We start from the raw sequence: 19,258 nt of genomic DNA, 5'->3' as shown, positions 1-19,258 counted from the left end.
CTAATAGTATCCAATTGTTTCGGCTTGTACGGTGGAAACTCGCCGATGGATCAGCCCACCTTGCGGATATTCGGAATTTCCCCGCAGGATGGAATGCAACAGGGACTGGCCCGTGCCGATGTCAGTGCGGCGCGCCGGGCACCGGCCGCGTGCGGTAGAACTGCATCGGCACCGCCTGCGCCTCGCGCGCCTGCTGGTTCTGCACCGATTTCTTGATCCGGCCCACCACGTGCATCTCGCAGGGCTTGCAGTCGAAGCGCAGGGTGAGTTTTTCCTTGCCGTTGATCAGGTGCAGGGGCTCGGCCTTGATGGTGCCCTTGACCCCGATCACGCCCTTGGCCTGCTTGGGGCACAGGCTCATGGAAAAGCGCACGCAGTGCTTGGTGATCATCAGGCTCACCTCGCCGTCCTCTTCCTGGCTTTCGTAGGCCGCGTCGATCACCTTCACGCCGTGCTTCATGTAGAAGTCGTGCGCCTTCTGGTTGAACACGTTGGCCAGGTAGGTGAGGGTGTCTTCGGGGAAGGGTGCCGGCGGCTCCACGGGGCGCGCGCGGGGCAGGCGCTGCAGGCCCCCGGAGCGCGCCGCCTCCAGGGCGGCCACGGCATCGCGGCGCAGCGGATTCAGCACGGAGGCGGGCACGAACCACGGCTGCCGCATCGCGATGGCGATGTCGTGCGCGTGGAAGATCGTGGCGCCGAAGCGGGCGATCTGCTCGCGCAGGGCGCCTTCCGCGCGCGCCGCATCGGTGGCCGGCTCGTGCGCATGCGCCACCCCGGCGGTGCCGGTGAAGCCGTCCTCGTCGGTCAGCGTGAGGGCGAAGCCGGCGTCGGTGTCCGTGAAATGCGCCCACAGGCCGATGCGCCGCTCGCTGGATTTCTTCTCGAGCGTGCGCACCCAGTCCATGTCCCGGTTGCGGTTGATCTCGGTGCCGCGGCGCAGGTCCTTGAAACCCTCCATCGGGTCCTTCGGGAACACGCGCCAGTGGTTGCGTGACTTGCCGGGTGCCGCCTCGGCGCGGTTGATCGCCACGCCCACGAGCTCCTTCTGCAGGTCCCAGTAGCACAGGCCGTCGCCGTTGTGCAGCACCGTGTCGGGCGCGTGGGTTTCCAGTTCGATCCAGTTCGGGCCCACCTGCGTGACCCAGCCGATCGCCTGGCCGGGGTTCTTGGGCGTGTCGAAGGCGCCGATGTCTTCCTTGCGGCCGTTCACGAAATAGTCGGTGAACTCGCGGTTGAAGTTCTGGTTCGGGTCGGGCGTGAAGGTGAAGCGCGTCTGGCCGCTGGACGAGCGCGCAAGGGGCGCGGCGGAGGTCTCGCGCTCCTCGATGATCTCGTCGAGCAGCCGGCGGTAGTGGGCCGTGACGTTCTTCACGTAGGCCATGTCCTTGTAGCGCCCTTCGATCTTGAAGCTGCGCACTCCTGCGTCGATGAGGGGGCGCAGGTTGGCCGACTGGTTGTTGTCCTTCATCGAGAGCACGTGCTTGTCGTGCGCGATGAAGCGGCCGGCGTCGTCCGTCACCTGGTAGGGCAGGCGGCAGGCCTGGCTGCAGTCGCCGCGGTTGGCGCTGCGGCCGGTGTGCGCATGGCTGATGTAGCACTGGCCGCTGTAGGCCACGCAGAGCGCGCCGTGGATGAAGAACTCGATCGTGCAGCGCTCCGGATCGGTCGCCGCGCGGATGGCCGCGATCTCCTGCACCGTGAGCTCGCGCGCCAGCACGATCTGCGACAGCCCGGCGTCCTGCAGGAATCGCGCCTTTTCGGGCGTGCGGATGTCCGTCTGGGTGCTCGCGTGCAGCTGGATGGGGGGCAGGTCGATTTCCAGCAGGCCCATGTCTTGGATGATGAGCGCGTCGGCGCCGGCCTCGTACACCTGCCAGGCCATGCGGCGGGCGCCTTCCAGTTCATCGTCGCGCAGGATGGTATTGAGCGTGACGAAGATGCGGCTGTGGAAGCGGTGCGCATGGCGGATCAGCCGCTCCAGGTCGCGCATTTCGTTGCCCGCGCTGGCCCGCGCGCCGAAGGCCGGTCCGCCGATATAGACGGCATCCGCGCCATGGTTGACCGCCTCGATGCCGATGTCGGCGTCGCGGGCGGGGGAGAGCAGTTCGAGCTGGTGGGGCAGGAGGGACATGGAGCGCGATTATCCCAGGAGGCTGGCGCCCAAGGGCTCCGGCCGTCGCAGCACTTCGGCCCGTGGCAGCCCGGCTTCGCCCGGAGCCTGCCCGAATTGCCTGGCAAGCCATAGCCTCGATGCGCTCCAGAACCTTTGCACGATCCAATCCATGCCCCTTTCACCTCTCCGGTCCAGTTCTCTTCCACCTGCTGCATCGCTGCACGGTGCCCCTGCAGACCGCGGCCTCGCGGCGCCAGGCCACCCCGAGCCCGCCGCCACGCCCTTGCGGCGCTCGCTCTCGTCGCCGCACCTGACTCCGCTGTCGGAGCGTGATCGAAAGGCCGGGATACGCCGCGAGGCCGCTCTGGCGGCCCGGTTCGGCAGCTGCCAGCCCGCGCGGGGGAAGGCAAAAACCGGGGCGGATGGCCAGGTGAGCTACCGCAGCCCGATCCAGGAGCAGGAACTCGAACCGGCTCGGCACGGCTATCGCCGGGTGCGCATCAATCCGACGCGGGTGCTCATCGCCGAGCACCAGGGCCCGGAAACCAGCACATTCTTTATCCGCCGGCAGGCCGACCTGGAGGCGGTGCGGCGGGTCGATAGGCCGGCCGATGCCTCACGCACCGGCGTGGGCCCGCTGCAGGATCTACTGCGCCTGGACGACCTGCGCACCCATCGCGTCCAGTACAAGTGGGATATCTCCGCCAACGGCTCTCTGGTCATCGGCGAAGTGCTGGTTGGCGCCCCCGAAGAGGTGCGCGAACAGGTCGCGGCCGGTCTCCGGAAGAAGGCGGAGGATGCCTCGCGAGCGCCGGCGGCCATGAAGGAGAAAAAACAGAAGGAGGAAAAGAAGGAGAAGAAGGACGCCGCCGGGGATGCGGCCCCCGATCCACGCCAATTCATGCTGGGCCACGTGACGCTGGTGGGTGGCTCGCTCGTCGCCGAACCGTGGCAGGCCACGCGCGGCCTGCCGCAGGCGCATATCAGCGGGATGCTGTATGCCCGCCCGGACGGCACTCTGTGCATCGACAACGATTCCGGCCGTTTCAGCGAATACGAAGACCGCGTGCCCGCGCACCTGCAATCGGTGGCGGACATGTTCTCGCGGCTCGGCCTGCCCGTGGCCGTGGACTGGAAGCCCAAGGCACCCATCCCCCTGGCGCGTACGGCGCCGCGCGCTCCAGGTTGAGCGGCTGGCGGCCGCGTCACCGCTTGCACCGATTTGGCGCCGCTTCGCTCCGAAATGGTGCGACTGCCGGTACGATAGCCCCGGCGCCGCCCCGTGCGGTGCATTTTTCCGCCATTCCCGAGACTGTCAGGAGACCTCCGAAGTGCCTTCCGTTTTCCGCTTCCTCCCCTCGCTGCCCCGTGCCGCGGCCGCTGCCGCCGTGCTGTCCGCCTTCGCCGCCGCGCCTGCTGGCGCGCAGGACGTGCAGACCGTCAAGATCGGCCATGCCGGCCCCGTCTCCGGCGGCATCGCGCACATCGGCAAGGACACCGAAAACGGCGTGCGCATGGCGGTGGACGACCTCAACGCGCAGAACCTCGTCATCGGCGGCAAGAAAATCCGCTTCGAAATCGCCGCGGAAGACGATGCAGGCGATCCGCGCCAGGCCACGGCCATCGCACAGAAGTTCTGCGACCTGAAGGTGGCGGGCGTGGTCGGCCACCTGCAGTCGGGCACCTCCATCCCGGCGTCCTCGCTCTACGACAAGTGCGGCCTGCCGAACATCACGGCCGCCGCCACCAATCCCGACCTGACCAAGCCGGGCTACAAGACCACGTTCCGCCTGATCGCCAACGACAGCGCCCTGGGCGCCGCCCTGGCCATCTACGCGGCCGACCACCTCAAGCTCAAGACCGTCGCCGTCATCGACGACCGCACGGCCTACGGTCAGGGCGTGGCCCAGGTGTTCAAGGCCACGGCGCTGCAGAAGGGCCTGAAGGTGGTGGCCGAGGAGTTCACCAATGACAAGGCCACCGACTTCATGGCCATCCTGACCTCCATCAAGCCGAAGAAGCCCGACGCGATCTTCTATGGCGGCCTCGATGCCCAGGCCGGCCCGATGCTGCGCCAGATGGAGCAGCTGGGCATGGGCGACGTGAAGTTCTTCGGCGGCGACGCGCTTTGCACCGAGAAGCTGCCCGACCTGTCCGCCAAGTCGGCGGCGCTCAAGAACGTGACCTGTGCCACGGGCGGCGCGTCCGTTGCGAAGATGCAGGGCGGCGCGGAGTGGAAGAAGCGCTACGACGCCAAGTTCCCCGGCCAGTTCCAGATCTACAGCCCCTACGCCTACGACGCCGCCATGGTGCTGGTGGACGCCATGAAGCGCGCCGACTCGGTGGATCCGAAGGTCTACACCCCCTTCATCGCCAAGACCCAGTACAAGGGAGTGACCGCCAACGTGTCCTTCACGCCCAAGGGCGAGCTGACGGCGCCTGCCGTGACGCTCTACCACTATCCGGCCAACGCGCGCGTCGCGCTGAACTGAGCCGAGGCTGCCTGTGCCCGGTGCGCCGCGGCATCGCCGCCGGCGGCGCCGCTTCCGATACAGTGGCGTGCCGCGCCCGGGTCTCCGGGCGCGGCACGCCTGTTTTTGGCGAGGGCGGGCATGCCGCCCGAGCAGCGGTGATGAACGAGGAGCGACGGTATGCGCATGGCATTGGGACTGGTGGGCCTGCTGGTGGCACTGGCCGTGGTGGCCCTGCTGGTGAAGCAGCAGGTGGGCGGCACGCGCGTGGCGGTGCCGGTGGTGCCGGGCGCGCAGGTGCCGGCCTCCGGCGCGTCGGCCCCCACGGTGCAGATGCAGGGCCGGCAGGTGCAGGAGCAGGTGCGCCAGCAGGTGGAGTCGCTCATGCAGCAGCCGCGTCCCATGCCGGACGACGAGGCGAAGTGAAGACATTCCTGCGCACCGGGCGCGGCCCTTCGCTGGCCTGCGCCGTATCCCCATGGGCCCGCTAGCAAACCCGGGCCCCGCTCCCGGCGGGGTGGATCGGCAGACCGACGAGGCCTGGATGCGGATCGCGCTGCAGGAGGCCGCTGAGGCCGGTGCGCGGGGCGAGATCCCGGTGGGCGCGGTGGTGGTGCGCGGCGGCGAACTGGTCGCACGTGGGAGCAATGCGCCCATCGCCGGCCACGATCCCACGGCGCACGCGGAGATCGTGGCGCTGCGGGCAGCGGCAGGGCGCCTGGGCAACTACCGGCTCGACGGCTGCACACTGTACGTGACGCTGGAACCCTGCGCCATGTGCAGCGGCGCCATGCTGCACGCCCGGCTGGACCGGGTGGTGTACGGCGCCCCCGACGCCAAGACCGGGGCGGCGGGCTCGGTGGTGGACCTGTTCGCGCAGCCGGCACTGAACCACCACACGCGCATCGAGGGCGGCGTGCTGGCGCAGGAGTGCGGCGCGCTGCTGAGCGGCTTCTTCCAGTCGCGGCGCCAGGACCGGCGCGCCCAGGCGCGCGCCGCCCATCCCCTGCGGGACGACGCGCTGCGCACGCCGGATGCGCGCTTCGCCGGCCTGCCGGACTGGCCCTGGGCCCCGCACTACCTCAGCGACCTGCCGGCCCTCGCAGGATTGCGCATGCACTACCTGGACGAGGGGCCGCGCGATGCGCCCCGCACCTGGCTGTGCCTGCACGGCACCGGCCGCTGGAGCTACCTGTTCCGCTACATGCTGCCGGTCTGGCTGGCTGCCGGCGACCGCGTGGTGGCGCCCGACCTGATCGGTTTCGGCCGCAGCGACAAGCCCAAGAAGGAAGTCGCCCACGCGCTGCCGTGGCACCACCGCGCGCTGGCCGAACTGGTGGCGCGGCTCGACCTGCGCCGCACGGTGCTGGTTGCACACGGGGAGGGCGGCCTGCCCGGCATGGCTTTGCCGGCAGCATCGCCCGACGCGCTCCCGGATGCCGCCGGACGGTTCACCGGGCTGCTGGCCATCAACGCCTGGCTCCCCCCTGGCGAGGGCGTGCCGCTGCCGCCGGGCCTGGCCGCCTGGCGCAAGGCACTGGCCGCACGGCAGGCGGCAGTGCTGCGCCCCGGCGCCGCACCGGGCCTGGATGCCGCTGCCGCCGCGGCCTGCGAGGCACCTTTTCCCGATGCGGGCTATCGCGCCGCCCTGCGCTCGGGTCTTCACTGGCTGCCCGCCGAGCCGGATGCCGGGTCGGCCGCCATCGTGCGCGCCGGCCGCGCCTTCTGGTCCGGGCCGGGGCGCCGCAGCGCGGTCGCGGTGGGGGCGCGCGACGCGGCCTGGGGCGCCGCAGCCCTGGCGGATGCGCGCTCGGCCGTGCCCTGGCCGGCGGGAGGAGGGGAACCCTGGGTCTGGCCCGATGCCGGCCACCTGCTGCCGGAGCACCACGGCCCGGAACTGGCGCGCCGCGCTGTGGAATACTTCCATCCATGAGCGGCGCACTGCAGACGCTGCCGACACGACTCCCTTCGCCCCCTTCTTCCTGCCTTTGCCGGAGCGGGCCTGACGGCCCGACGAGCCTTGCCTGAACACGATCACGACCATTCGCATTGCGGCCACGACCATGGCCCGCGCCACATCTACATCTACTCGCCGGCCGGTGCCGTGCGCGACAAGGCCGCGTTCAAGCGCGGCGTCGCCCGCCTGCAGGCCATGGGGCACGAGGTGGAGGTGGATGCGGATGCGCTGGCCGTCCATACCCGTTTCGCGGGCGACGACGCCACCCGCCTCGCTGCCATCCACCGTGCCGCCGCGAGCGGCGCCGACGTGGCGCTCATCTCGCGCGGGGGCTACGGGCTCACCCGCATCCTGGACGGCATCCGCTACAAGGCCGTGGCCAAGGCGGTGGAGCGGGGCATGCAGTTCGTGGGCCTGAGCGATTTCACCGCCTTCCAGGCCGCGCTGCTCGCGAAGACCGGCGCCATGACCTGGGCCGGTCCGGCACTGGTCGGCGACCTGGGCTGCGAAGGCGAGCCCGACGACATCATGCTGGCCTGCCTGGACGACCTGCTCACCGGCCACGGCGAGGGCGCCGGATGGCGCATGCACAGCGAGAAGCCCGCGGCCGACGGAAAGCCCGCGGTGAAGGACTGCTACATCCGCAACGCCACGCTCTGGGGCGGCAACCTCGCCATGCTCTGCTCCCTGGTGGGCACGCCCTACCTGCCCCAGGTCAAGGGCGGGATCCTGTTCGTGGAAGACGTGAGCGAGCATCCCTACCGCGTCGAGCGCATGCTCACGCAATTGCTGCACGCCGGCATCCTCGCGCAGCAGAAGGCCGTCGTGCTCGGCCAGTTCACCGGCTACCAGCTCGCGCCGCACGACAAGGGCTTCAAGCTGCAGACCGTGGTGGACTGGCTGCGCACCCGCATCAAGGCGCCCGTGCTCACCAACCTGCCCTTCGGCCACGTGCCCACCAAGGTGCTGCTGCCGGTGGGCGCGCAGGTCTCCCTCTCCGTGGAGGGGCGCGACGCCCTGGTCTACTGGGGCCACGCCAGCCACTGAGCACCGCCCATGAGAACCGTCCGGCACACCGTCGTGTTTTCCGACATCGTCGGCACCACGGCGTTGTTCGAGGCGCAGGGCAACACCCTGGCCACCACGGCGGTGACGGGGCTCACCGAATGGATGGCGGCCGCGCTCGGCCGCCATGGCGGCCGGGTCGTGAAAACGCTGGGCGACGGCGTGCTCGCCGTGTTCGGCGAGCCGGCCTCCGCCGTCACCGCGGTGGCGGACATGGCCCGGCGCCACCACGAGCGGCCCGGCAAGCCGGACGGCGCGATGGACCTGCGCGTCGGCATGGCCTACGGCGAACTGGTGGAAGTGGACGGGGACACCTATGGCGATGCAGTGAACATTGCCTCCCGCCTGTGCGAGCGCGCCGGCGCCCGCGAGATCCTCGCCGATGCCGCCACCGTGGAACTGGCGGGCAGCGTGGATGGCGCGGGCTACGTGCGCATGGGCGCGCTGGAACTGCGCGGCCGGGCCGAGCCGCTGCTGGTGTACCAGGTGGACTGGCGGGTGGGCGAGGAGCACGGCCCGCTGACCTTGCGCGCCGGCCTGGCCAGTGAACTGGCGCCGATCCAGCAGCCCAACACCTGGATCGAACTGGCCTGGTCCGGCTCCATCCGCACCTTCGGCGCGGCGGACAGCCCGCTGCACGTGGGCCGGGGCTCGCAGGCGCCGGTGCGTGTCGCCGATCCGCGCGTGTCGCGCGTGCATGCACGCATCGAATGGCGCGGCGGCACCGTGGTGTTCACCGACCTCAGCAGTTACGGCAGCTGGGTGCGGTTCGACGGCAGCGAGACCGTGGTGGCGCTGCGCCGCTCCGCCTGCCTGCTGCACGGCAGCGGCCAGATTGCGCTGGGCGTGCCCTTTGGCCGCACGGACACGCCCACCCTCGGGTTCGGCGTCACCGACACCGAGTTGCCGGAAACCTGGGACACGCTCCCGCCGTACTGATTGATTTCCCGCGCACGGGCCGCCCACGGCCGCGTTGCTGCATGACAATCGTGCTCCATCTCGAGAGGGGCGAAACCATGCGGTTGCGACAGCGGAAAGCAGGATCCTGGATGCGTTGGAGCGCCGTGGCGGCGGTGGCGCTCGCGTTGCTCGGCGGCGCGGTGGTCGCGTGCTATGTGCAGAGCCGCTTCCCGGCGCTGGACGGCCGGCTTTCCGCGCCCGGGCTCGTGGCGCCCGTGCAGGTGCGGCGCGACCCCTCCGACGTCACCCACATCCATGCAGCCTCCGCGCAGGACGCCTGGTTCGCCTTGGGCTATGTGCATGCGCAAGAGCGCGCCTGGCAGCTGGAGTTCAACCGGCGCCTCATGCACGGGCAACTGTCCGAACTGTTTGGCCCCGCCGCGCTGGATACCGACAAGCTCATGCGTGCCCTGGACATCATGGGCACCGCACGGCGGCAGTACGCCGGCCTGCCGGCCCCGGCGAAGGAGGCGCTGCAGACCTATGCCCGCGGCATCGGCAGCTACCACCGCAGCGGCCAGCCGCTGCCGCCGGAATTCCTGCTGCTGGGCGTGCCACCCCTGGACGGCAAGGACGGCCGCGACGCCTGGACCCCCGAGGACAGCGTGGGCTGGGCGCTGATGATGGCGCTGGACATGGGCGGCAACTGGGGCCAGGAATTCACGCGCCTCTCCCTCGCCCAGTCGCTGGACACCGAACGCCTGTGGCAGCTGCTGCCCCCGTATCCCGGCGAGCCGCCGGCCACCCGCGTGGACCTGGCGGCGCTCTACCGGGGCATGGGCATCTACCGCGGCGCGGGGCAGGGCGCTGCCGCGGCGGCCATGCCCCCGGGCACGTCCACGGCGACCTCCATCGCGACCTCCACCGCCATGCCCGCCATGGTGGTGGCCCTGGCGGCCGACGGTACACGCCAATGGCTGGACTGGTCGCGCACCTTGGTGAGCGAAGCGGGCACCAACGAAGGCAAGGGCAGCAACAACTGGGTGGTGGCCGGCTCGCGCACCGCGAGCGGCAAGCCGCTGCTGGCCAACGATCCCCACCTGGGCCTCTCGGCGCCCGCCATCTGGTACTACGCCGCCCTGCATGCGCCGGAAGGCCGCGCCGCCGACGGCTCGCGCATTCCTCCCCTGGAGGTGGTGGGCGCGACCCTGCCGGGCCTGCCCTTCGTGGTGCTGGGCCGTACCGCGGGCGTGGCCTGGGGCTTCACCAACACCAGCCCCGACGTGCAGGACCTCTACATCGAGCGGATCGATCCTGGCAACCCGCGCCGCTACCGCACGCCCGACGGCTGGGCGGAGTTCACGGAGCGCCAGGAGACCATCCGCGTCAAGGGCCAGCCCGACGTGGCGGTGACGTTGCGCGCCACCCGGCACGGCCCGGTGCTGAGCGACGTGGTCGAATCCCACGGCCGCGTGCTGGACCTGCAGCGCGCCGTGCTCGCGCTGCGCTGGAGCGCCCTGGATGCCGACAACCGCACCGTGCTGGCCGGCCTGCGCCTGAACCATGCGCGCAACGTGGAAGAGCTGTTCGATGCGCTGTCGGACTACCACTCGCCCATGCAGAACGTGGTCGCGGCCGACACCGGGGGCCGCATCGCCTTCAAGGCCGTCGGGCGCGTGCCCGTGCGCGCCCCGGGCAACGACCTGAACGGCGTTGCGCCGGCCCCCGGCTGGGAGGCACGCTACGACTGGCAGGGCTGGCTGCCCTATGCCGAGACGCCGCAGGACGACGGCGCGGCCCGGGGCTGGATCGCCACCGCCAACCAGCGCATCACGCCCGAGGGCTATCCGCATTTCCTGACCCAGGACTGGGCACTGCCCTACCGGCACGACCGCATCGCGCAGCAGCTCGAAGCCGCCGGGAAGATCGACATGGCCGGCATGCAGCGCCTGCAGGGCGATGTCGTCTCCCTCGCCACCCGCCGCCTGCTGCCCTACCTGCAGCGGGCGCTGGCAGGGCACCCGCATCCGCTGGCCGGCGCTGCTGCCGCGCAATTGCAGGGATTCGACGGCGCCATGCGCGCCGACCGGGCCGCCCCGCTGGTCTTCGCCGCCTGGGCGGACGAACTGGCCCGCGGCACCATCGCCGCGCGCATCGGCGCCGAGCGCTTCGCCGCCACCTACGGCCGGCGCGACTACCGTGCGGGCCTGGAAGGCATCCTCGAGCGCAACGACGCGTGGTGGTGCCAGCCTTCCGGTTGCGAGCGGCAGTCCGCCGACGCTCTGGGCCGCGCGCTGGACCGCCTGGCCGCGCAGCAGGGGCCCGACCCCGCCCGCTGGCAGTGGGGCCGTGCCCACCCGGCCCTGAGCGTGCACCGGCCTTTCGGCAACGTGCCGGCGCTGGCGCGGTTCTTCGACGTGCAGGTGCCGTCCCCGGGCGATGCCTATACGGTCAATGTGGGGCAGTACGACCTCGGCAAGAAGGAGGGGCCGTTCGTGAACCGGCATGCCGCCTCGCTGCGGGCAGTCTATGACCTGTCGGACCTGGAGGCCTCGCGCTTTATTTACCAGACGGGGCAGAGCGGGCTGGTGTTTTCGCCGCGGTATCGGGATATGCGGGGGGAGTGGGTGGAGGGGGGATATCGGGCGTTGCAGTTGCGGCCGGGGCGGTGGAGGCATGTATCGCTTTTTATCCCTTAGACTAACCATACATAAAGGCGAGGCGCTTGTTATGGTCGCGCTGTTTCGTAAAGATTTTAATAACAGGGGGATGGTATGCTTATTTTATCAAGAAAATTTATCCTTTTCTTGATTTTGTATTTAATGGCCGGAAGAATATTTGCGCAAGAAGTTTGTTTGGAGTATTCGGTCGAAGGGCGCGATGCTTACTTTTACAAGTCTAGGCTTGAGGCTTGCACCGCTGCTGTTGATAGCCATAATGCATCATCTAGGGTTGACGCTTGTATTCATTATGAAGGAAGTGGTGAGTATGTAACGTATGCCCGTTCAACATACGCTGTAGAGGATGCGGATTTTTATGGTGGTTCGTCTTGTCGAATTAGATATACCGATTACTGCGGCAATACAGGATATTCAAACAACAGATATTACGCCAGAAGAATAATTCCATGTCCTGTAACGGTGGAAATTAACGGTGAAAGCTATACGAAATCACTAGTCGCCGGCCCCAGCTTGCTCCAAACAGTGACGGTAATGCAAGGCGGCCAGCCAGTAAAAAATAAACCTGTATATATCGTGCTTTCGGAGTCTGGAAAGGAGTATGCTTCATTTCAAGGGGACACTGACGCTGCCGGTACTGTCCGATTCACGTATGTGCCGCCCTACATGAGGGCCGCCGTTGTCACATTGCAAGCCTCCTGCTCCGGTTGCAGTAACTCAGCCACCAAACAGATCACTGTGGACGCTTGCGATGTTTGCGAGCCCACACGCGGCAATCCCATCCAGCCTGCAACTGCCGAGAAGATCCAACGGGAAGTGGATTGGAAGGATGAAGGTGCGCATCCTCTTTCCATTACCCGGACGTATCGCAGTTATGGGTTGGGCGGCGGTTCGGGAGGAAGATGGTTTCACGACTACCATGCAAGCATCATGGGGGACGAAAATTCCAAGATCGTGGTCCTCGGAGATGGGCGAAAGGCCTATTTTTCGCTTCAGGGAGATCAATGGGTTCCCAGGCAGCCTGGCGACCAGCTTCAGAAAAACGGGGATGGCGTGTGGATCTACACGCGTTTATCGGATGGTCGGCATTGGTATATTAACGCCACAGGGAAACTGCTCCGCATTCTGGATAGGAATGGCTGGACGTATGAAATGGTTTACGATCAGGGCGGTCGTCTCCTGAGTGTGACCAATAATTTCGGTCGAAAAATACAGTGGAATTATTCTGCAAGCACCGCCGCAGGCAGCATTGAATTGCCTGATGGCCAGGTGCTGGAATATTCGTACTGGCCCGGCGGGCAGTTGAAGGGGGCTTTCCTCGGTGGTATTGGAAGGATCTATCAATACGAGATGGACGGCCGACCCGATTTGCTCACTGGCATTGTCGACGAGACTGGGCGCGAGATGGCGAAGTTCTCATATGGCACTGACGGCCGGGCGATGGGTACGGCCCATGGAGATGCGGGAAATTATGTCGTCAGCTATGGTGTTGACTGGGACCCTTTCATCAGGGATGCGGGAGCTTTGACTACAGAGGGTGCAACCAACTCCCGTTGGTTTAGTGTGGAAGTGGCAGTCAAAAACCCATTGGGAGGCAACGAAAGCTGGCGTTATCAGGGAGGCGATGGAAATATCCGCGTGAGTGGCATCGGGAATGCTTATGATGGATTTCTGTTTGCAAAGAGGGTATTCATTCCCGGCACCAGCCTGCCGTCAGAAGAAGCCAACTTCCTGGGTGTTTCGAATCAATTTTCCTGGAACACTGAACGTCGCCTGCCACTTCAAACGACCTATGCCGCCGGAACTCCCGATGAGAAAACCGTCGTCATGGAATGGCATCCTCAGTGGGCCCTTCCCACCAAAATGGCGGAGCCCGGACGGACCACCGAATACAGCTATGACGACAAGGGCAACCGCCTCACGCAGACCGTCACGGATCGCACGGTCACGCCCGCCGTAGCCAAAACCTGGTCCTGGACTTATCACCCCTCGGGATTGGTGGCCACCGCCACCGAGCCGAACGGCGCGGCAACCCGGTTCGATTACGACGCTTCGGGCAACCTCACCCAGTCCACCAATGCCATGGGCCAGGTCGATGCTTACACCCATGATGCGGCAGGCCGGGTGCTGACCCATGCCGCACCGACCGGGCTCGCCAGCCAATACCAGTACGACGCCCGAGGCCGCGTGACGCGCCTGCAGCGAGGCGACCTGGTCGCGCTCTACACCTACCATCCCACCGGACAACTCGCCACAGCCACCACGCCGGATGGATACCAGGTCAGCTACGCCTACGATGCGGCGCAACGCCTCACGGGCTGGAGCGACAACCGCGGCGCGAGCGCGACCTACACCCTCGACGGCATGGGCAACCGCGTGACCGAGCGCATTGCCGATGCCCAGGGCCGTGCAGCATGGCAGCTGGCGCGCAGCATCAACAGCCTCAACCGGGTGGAGCGCGTCAGCGTCGGGGGCACGGACAGCGGACCGGCCGCGACCACGACCGGCTTCGGCTACGACGCCAACGGCGACCTGGTGCGCAGCACCGAAACGCTCGATGGAGTCGCCCGCAACACCACGCTGGCGCTCGACGCCCTGCGGCGGGTGAAATCCATCACCAATGCGCAGAACGCGACGGCCACGCTGGCGTACGACGGCCAGGACGCGGTGGTGCAGGCGACGGACTTCAAGGGCGTGGCGACCAGTTACACGCGCGACGCGCAGGGCAACGCGCTGCAGGAAGCCACGCCGGACGCCGGCACGCTGGCCACCACGTACGACGCACTGGGCCTGCCCAAGTCCATCACGGACGCGCTGGGCCGGGCCACGGCGATCACGCGCGACGCACTGGGCCGTCCCACGCAAATCGTCAGCAGCGCGGCGGGCGGCGGCGCCAGCCGCACTACGGTGCTGCGCTACGACCTGGCCGGAGCCGAGTACAACGCCGAAGGCGCGCCACAGGCGAGCGTGGGTTCCTTGAGCGAGATCCAGGAGGCGGAGGTCACCACGCGCTACCAGCGCGACCTGCAGGGCCGCATCACGCGCAAGACAGAGATCCTCGCCAATGGCGACACCCGCACGCTGGGCTACCGCTACGTGCCCGCGGGCAGCGCGGGGGCAGGGCAGGTCGCGGCCATCATCTACCCGAGCGGTCGGCAACTGCAGCACCAGTACGACACCACGGGCCAGCTCACCGGGCTGCAGTGGAACGGGCAGCCGCTGCTGTCGTCCATCACCTGGAACCCCCTGGGCCAGCCGACGGCCTGGCAGTGGAGCGGCGGCCTGGGCACGGCCCAAGCCGAGCAGCGCAGCTACACGACGGCCGGACAACTGGCCTCCAGCCGCCTGCTGCCGCAACTGGTGTGGGACGGCGCGGGCCGGGTGGCGCGCATGCAGCAGCGGCACGCCCTGCCGGGCACGGGCACGGGCACGGGCACGCTGGCGCAGGACATTGCCCTGACGAGCGTGTTCACCTACGACGCGGCAGGCCGGCTGACGGCGAGCGCCCACAGCGCGCCGGCGGACCTGGCGCTGCCGCAGGGCTGGGGCCTGGGCGACACGCTGGGCGCGACGGCCAGCGGCTACGCATGGGATGCGAACGGCAACCGCACGCAGGTGCACCACACCAGCGCGACGGGCGCAGGCGCGGCGACGCTGGAGCGGGTGTTCGCGCAGTCGGCAGGCAGCAACCGGCTGCAGGGCTACACAGAGCGCTTCACGCCCGCAGGCGGCGCGGTACAGACCACGCAGGTGGCCTACAGCCAGGATGCGGCGGGCTCGCTCACCAAAAAGGGCGACACCTACCTGCACTACGGCGTGGACGGCCGCATCGCGAAGGTCGGCGCCAGCGCCGATGCCTCCGATGCCCTGGCCGTGGGCTACGTGACCAACGCCCTGGGCCAGCGCGTGCTCAAGCGCGACGCGCGGCTGTCGGGGCAAGGCAACCCGGCCATCACGCAGCAGACGGTGTACGCGGAAGACGGCATCGGCAGCACGGTGCTGGGCCAGTACGGCAACCGCCGCAGCGCCGACAGCGCGGCGCCGGCCAGCGAGATGGACAGCACCGAAGTGATCTGGTTGCCCACGGCGACGGGCCCGATGCCGGTGGCGGCGCAGATCAACGGCCGGCTGTACGCGATCGACGCGGACCACCTGAACACGCCGCGGCGCCTGACCAATGCGCAGGGGCAGGTCGTGTGGCAGTGGCTGATCGCAGGCTTCGGGGAGGCGAACCCGACGACGGGAGCCACGGGCTATGCGCAGGGCGGTGCGGCCAGTGGCCGCAGCTACGGCGAGGCAGTGCGGTTCGACCTGCGGTATCCGGGGCAGGTGTGGGACGAGGAGTCGGGGCTGAGCTACAACCTGCACCGGTACTACGATGCGGGGACGGGGAGGTATGTGCAGGCGGACCCGATTGGGTTGGAGGGCGGGTGGAATCGGTTCAGATATGTGGGTGCCGATCCAGTTAATTCGATAGATCCACAAGGATTAAATGCTCAGGTTTTTATTGCTGGAGCGCCACTCTTGACTGTTGGATGTGTTGTTTCTCTGGGATGTCGACAAATGATCAGCAATGCTGCGCAATCGCTTGCTGACCGTCTATCTAACTTGATATTTAATCGACCATCAAAAACTCCTAATAGCGGGGATCCGGGTTCTTGTCACGTCAATCCTGGTAGTGGGCAGGAGCGTTGGTATGGTGAAGATGGGCTGCCTGAGGCTGATAGAGACTGGGATAAGCATCATGGTCCTAATACGGAAGTGCCTCACGGTCATAACTGGAGTAGGGATGAGAATGGGCGCCCTGTAAGGGGGGCTCCAATCCCTATTCATGGGCCTTGGGTTCCCAAGTAATTTGATAAATATGAGGGTTGAAAATGCATGACGCTGAAATAATCTCTCTAGGCATCTCTGATGATAAAAAAAATATAACTATTTTGACGGAATTTCAAGGCGTAAAGGAATTTATTCTGCTGAAAGGTGTGGTTGCCTTTCGTGTAGAAGATTTTTCTATTCAAAATGTTATTGAAAGAATTTTAATTATTCCTAATGAAGTATGTGATGACGAGTTTTTGAATTACTGGATAAATTGGGCGACAAGTCTTTCCGATGCCGGTTCTTGGCTTTCCCCTGAAGTTAAGGAGGATTGGAAAATGAAAATTAAAGCTGGGGATAGGAATATGGTTGTTTTTATTCCATCGGCAGGTGCCCAGATCGCTGCAGTTTCTGTTGGGGTAGAGGTTGGGGTAAAACCGGCTGGTATTAATAATTAAATCAAGTCTCTATAATTGAGTCAAATTTCGGTGAGGGTAAATTCCGTTTGTGATGTAAGTTTTCTGCCGTTTAGAGCGTGTTATGAACTTCCTGCCGCAGCCAGCACCCGTGCTGCGGCGGGCAACATGAGCACAGCAAACACCAGGAAATGCAGTCCCCCGAGCACTTCTGGCAACCGCTCATAGTCCCGGGAGAGCCTGCGGAATCTCGCCAGCCAGCCGAAGCTTCTCTCCACCACCCAGCGCCGGGGCAGCAGTACAAAGCCTTTCTTCGCCTCTGGCAGCTTCACGATCTGCAGGTCGATGCCGTTGTCCTGCGCGGCCTTGGATGCCGCTTCGCCCGTGTAGCCTTGGTTTGCCCAGGCCAGTTGCACCGTGTGCCCCGTGGCCTGCTGCACGTCCTCACACAGCTGGCGCACCTGCGCGCGCTCCTGCTCGTCGGCGGGCGTGGTCTGCTCCTGTCCAGCGCGGCACGTTTGCCCGGGCACGTGGCAATGTGCCAGTTCACCTTCAGGCCCCGGGCTGCGGGCCGCTTGCCCACGCCCTGATAGCCCGCGTCGCCAAAGGCATCCTGCTCCTGCCCGCGCAGCAGTTGTGCGGCCTGGGTGACGTCGCTGACGTTGGCCGCCGTGCCGATGACCGTATGCACCAGGCCCGACTCTGCATCCACGCCGATGTGTGCCTTCATCCCGAATTGCCACTGGTTGCTCTTCCTGGTCTGATGCATCTCCGGGTCGCGCTCGCCCTCGGCGTTCCTGGTCGAGCTGGGCGCGGCAATCAGCGTGGCATCCACCAGCGTGCCGGTCTTGAGCATGAGCCCTTGCGCGGCCAGATGGGCGTTGATCGTGGCGAGGATCTCCGGGGCCAACTGCTTCTTCTCCAGCAGGTGGCGAAACCGCAGGATCGTCGTCTCGTCCGGCAACCGCGCCCGCCCCGAGAGCCCTGCGAACTCCCGGTACAGCGGGCGTTCGTGCAGTTCTTCCTCCATGGCCGGGTCGCTCAGGTTCCACCACAGTTGCAGGCAGTGGATGCGCCGCATCGTTTCCACGGCGAATGGAGAGTGTCCACCCAGTGCCTGGTGCGCGCCGCGCGCATGCGGCTGGATCAGCGCCACCAGCGCCACCAGCGCCGCCCACGGCACCACCCGGTTCATCTCTTCAAGGAAGATCTCCTTGCGAGTCTTCTTGGGCAGTGGATCGAACCCCAGCATCTGCTGCTGCTCTTGCGTCATGCTCGCCATCTTGCCTGCCGCTCACTTCTCGCGCCAGTCAGCGATCGGGTTTTGCAGACCTTCCCTCAGTAAGGGGGGCTTTGTGCCTCCCAATTCACTGCCCAAGCTTTGTGCGTAATGTTTTATAAAAGTGCTTGGTCGCATCGCCTCTGAATACAGCAGATCTGGACGAAGCTGACTCCACGCCTGCTGTTACCACACTTTTTGATGCATCTTTAGAAGCCTCAGCATACTTATCCAAGTCAGAAGTACTTTTGAGATACGGCCATTTCTTTAAGTATTCTGGAAGCTCAGTATTTCCTCCAAATGTCGCAAGAGGAAAATCCTTCTCTGTTGCAACACCTATTTCCCAAGGCACCCACCAAGACGTCTTGGTTGCATCAGAAACGACGGCCAGAAGTTGCGTGCATTTACCGAGTTCCTTTCTGACATGTGCTGCAATGTCTTCGCCGTTTTTAAATCCAGGATCAATGACATCGAGATAGCAATCAATATTATGATTATTTTTTAGATAGCCTTGTATCCTCAATGCTAACGCCGAGTCAGTCTGTTGGTGGGATAGAAATATTTTCATTGCTAATCCTCTCAATAAACCCTATAAGCGTTGCTTTTCAGCAAGGAGTCGATAATGTTCGCCTAGCACTGTTAATTTGCAGGACTTGCTTTGCATGGCGGCGTGCCACATATGCGGGGCAGCCACAGGTACCACCAAGTTGAGGCGATTATATCGCTGTAGCAGCGCGAACTTTCGCGTATTTTCGGAATCTGGAGGGGGCATGCCAGGGTCTCGCCCCTTCAATTCAGGCTCGAATGTCGGATCGAGCTTATATTCATAACCCCGTCGAGGGAAAAACTCCGTTATGCGCCTGAGATCATCGAGGGAAATAGGCGGGTTAACCTTCCGAAGCGAAACAAATTGCCGGACGTTAGTTTTAAAAATCGGACGCTGCTCCCACGCTCCCAGGGATTGGTCAACATGCGCATAGATGCTGCCTGGGGTAATGTCACCAGTGAGATTGGCTGCTCCCCCGTGAAGAGCATCTACCAGTAGCGTTGTGAATACTCCTCTGCCATTTTCTTCCGTTGCATACTGGTCGGCCGTTGAGGCAGTAAGAATCGTCAAGCCCTCGGATAAAGTGGCAAGCTCACTAACGGCCGGGGGAGTTCCGGCGATTCCTGAGTGGCAACTGTCGAGGATGATTATTTTGTTACGTGCTGGTGATTTATTTGCCATTACCAAGACTTCGGAGAGCGATAGCCCTTCGTCGCCACGGCGAGAATCCGTTGCCAGCAAATATCCTCCGGTTGCCTCTATGTGTCCGTGGCCAGCGAAATAAAAAAGTGCAATATCGGAATGGGCTTTGAAAAGTTCTTCAACACGATCTTTTAATAAAGATCGTTCAACGCGATCCATGGGGCCTGTCCCCGTGAACATTTTGCAATCGAAGTTGACCGATCCATCTCCATGGCGAGCGAGGACAGCTTGCACTGCATGGGCATCATCGACACACCCATACAAAGAGCCGCCATGCTCGTAGTAATTTATGCCGACTACAAGAGCTATGCGCAT

13 protein-coding genes and 2 pseudogenes are annotated in these 19,258 nt (G+C 65.4%); 10 read left to right on the top strand and 5 right to left on the bottom strand.

Annotated elements, in window-relative coordinates; all coding sequences use genetic code 11:
- Window positions 1–121: 121 nt before the first annotated feature.
- Window positions 122–2,131, bottom strand: a complete 2,010-nt coding sequence (locus T336_RS0101065; protein ID WP_026431184.1) for a peptidase U32 family protein — start codon at window positions 2,129–2,131, stop codon at window positions 122–124.
- On the opposite strand from T336_RS0101065, the gene xopV reads away from it, so the two are divergent.
- From xopV to T336_RS26445, 10 genes and pseudogenes are all read left to right on the top strand, one after another.
- Window positions 2,070–3,302, top strand: a complete 1,233-nt coding sequence (xopV, locus tag T336_RS24590) for a XopV/AopV family type III secretion system effector (protein WP_317135403.1) — start codon at window positions 2,070–2,072, stop codon at window positions 3,300–3,302. The two genes, T336_RS0101065 and xopV, sit on opposite strands and share 62 nt — an antisense overlap.
- 142 nt (window positions 3,303–3,444) lie before the next feature.
- On the top strand, window positions 3,445–4,605 hold the full coding sequence (locus tag T336_RS0101055) for a branched-chain amino acid ABC transporter substrate-binding protein (protein ID WP_013594623.1): 1,161 nt from the start codon (window positions 3,445–3,447) through the stop codon (window positions 4,603–4,605).
- A 159-nt stretch (window positions 4,606–4,764) separates the two neighbouring features.
- Complete coding sequence (locus T336_RS0101050; protein ID WP_019701269.1) at window positions 4,765–5,010, top strand: hypothetical protein; 246 nt, start codon at window positions 4,765–4,767, stop codon at window positions 5,008–5,010.
- A gap of 52 nt (window positions 5,011–5,062) precedes the next feature.
- Window positions 5,063–6,517 carry a tRNA adenosine(34) deaminase TadA gene (gene tadA / locus T336_RS0101045; RefSeq protein WP_026431181.1) on the top strand — a complete coding sequence of 485 codons (1,455 nt, stop codon included), beginning with the start codon at window positions 5,063–5,065 and terminating at the stop codon, window positions 6,515–6,517.
- Window positions 6,518–6,604: 87 nt separating this feature from the next.
- A complete protein-coding gene (locus T336_RS0101040) occupies window positions 6,605–7,588 on the top strand; it encodes an LD-carboxypeptidase (RefSeq protein ID WP_026431180.1) in 984 nt (327 codons plus the stop codon).
- A gap of 9 nt (window positions 7,589–7,597) precedes the next feature.
- Window positions 7,598–8,545, top strand: a complete 948-nt coding sequence (locus T336_RS0101035) for an adenylate/guanylate cyclase domain-containing protein (RefSeq protein WP_013594626.1) — start codon at window positions 7,598–7,600, stop codon at window positions 8,543–8,545.
- A gap of 110 nt (window positions 8,546–8,655) precedes the next feature.
- Window positions 8,656–11,205 carry a penicillin acylase family protein gene (locus T336_RS0101030; RefSeq protein WP_026431179.1) on the top strand — a complete coding sequence of 850 codons (2,550 nt, stop codon included), beginning with the start codon at window positions 8,656–8,658 and terminating at the stop codon, window positions 11,203–11,205.
- Window positions 11,206–11,280: 75 nt separating this feature from the next.
- Window positions 11,281–12,159, top strand: a pseudogene (locus tag T336_RS27565) (DUF6531 domain-containing protein); the annotation flags it as partial.
- An 852-nt stretch (window positions 12,160–13,011) separates the two neighbouring features.
- Window positions 13,012–16,038 (top strand): RHS repeat-associated core domain-containing protein, encoded by a 3,027-nt coding sequence (locus tag T336_RS27280; RefSeq protein WP_244883846.1) that lies wholly within the window; start codon window positions 13,012–13,014, stop codon window positions 16,036–16,038.
- A gap of 23 nt (window positions 16,039–16,061) precedes the next feature.
- On the top strand, window positions 16,062–16,457 hold the full coding sequence (locus T336_RS26445) for a hypothetical protein (protein ID WP_156957772.1): 396 nt from the start codon (window positions 16,062–16,064) through the stop codon (window positions 16,455–16,457).
- A gap of 80 nt (window positions 16,458–16,537) precedes the next feature.
- Here the strand turns inward: T336_RS26445 and T336_RS25830 are convergent, their stop codons facing one another.
- The 4 genes and pseudogenes from T336_RS25830 to T336_RS25820 all read right to left on the bottom strand — a co-directional run bounded on the left by T336_RS25830 (window position 16,538) and on the right by T336_RS25820 (window position 19,258).
- Window positions 16,538–16,855 (bottom strand): transposase, encoded by a 318-nt coding sequence (locus T336_RS25830; RefSeq protein WP_404821570.1) that lies wholly within the window; start codon window positions 16,853–16,855, stop codon window positions 16,538–16,540.
- 50 nt (window positions 16,856–16,905) lie between these two features.
- A pseudogene (locus tag T336_RS27275) lies at window positions 16,906–17,688 on the bottom strand (IS5 family transposase); the annotation flags it as partial.
- A 94-nt stretch (window positions 17,689–17,782) separates the two neighbouring features.
- Window positions 17,783–18,262 carry a toll/interleukin-1 receptor domain-containing protein gene (locus T336_RS25825; protein WP_084151340.1) on the bottom strand — a complete coding sequence of 160 codons (480 nt, stop codon included), beginning with the start codon at window positions 18,260–18,262 and terminating at the stop codon, window positions 17,783–17,785.
- A gap of 21 nt (window positions 18,263–18,283) precedes the next feature.
- Window positions 18,284–19,258, bottom strand: coding sequence for a caspase family protein (locus T336_RS25820; protein ID WP_084151339.1), 975 nt, complete (start codon window positions 19,256–19,258; stop codon window positions 18,284–18,286).

Origin of the sequence: Paracidovorax oryzae ATCC 19882, from assembly GCF_000687165.1 — a bacterium.
GTDB lineage: Bacteria > Pseudomonadota > Gammaproteobacteria > Burkholderiales > Burkholderiaceae_C > Paracidovorax > Paracidovorax oryzae.
The sequence above is the reverse complement of the archived record's forward strand: the minus strand, read 5'-3'. Positions and strand labels throughout refer to the sequence as shown.

Coding starts and splice junctions, on each gene's coding strand:
- xopV (WP_317135403.1), top strand. CDS start 2,070: ATGCCGATGTCGGCGTCGCGGGCGGGGGAGAGCAGTTCGAGCTGGTGG.
- T336_RS0101065 (WP_026431184.1), bottom strand. CDS start 2,131: ATGTCCCTCCTGCCCCACCAGCTCGAACTGCTCTCCCCCGCCCGCGAC.
- T336_RS0101050 (WP_019701269.1), top strand. CDS start 4,765: ATGCGCATGGCATTGGGACTGGTGGGCCTGCTGGTGGCACTGGCCGTG.
- tadA (WP_026431181.1), top strand. CDS start 5,063: ATGGGCCCGCTAGCAAACCCGGGCCCCGCTCCCGGCGGGGTGGATCGG.
- T336_RS0101035 (WP_013594626.1), top strand. CDS start 7,598: ATGAGAACCGTCCGGCACACCGTCGTGTTTTCCGACATCGTCGGCACC.
- T336_RS0101030 (WP_026431179.1), top strand. CDS start 8,656: ATGCGTTGGAGCGCCGTGGCGGCGGTGGCGCTCGCGTTGCTCGGCGGC.
- T336_RS27280 (WP_244883846.1), top strand. CDS start 13,012: ATGGAATGGCATCCTCAGTGGGCCCTTCCCACCAAAATGGCGGAGCCC.
- T336_RS26445 (WP_156957772.1), top strand. CDS start 16,062: ATGCATGACGCTGAAATAATCTCTCTAGGCATCTCTGATGATAAAAAA.
- T336_RS25825 (WP_084151340.1), bottom strand. CDS start 18,262: ATGAAAATATTTCTATCCCACCAACAGACTGACTCGGCGTTAGCATTG.
- T336_RS25820 (WP_084151339.1), bottom strand. CDS start 19,258: ATGCGCATAGCTCTTGTAGTCGGCATAAATTACTACGAGCATGGCGGC.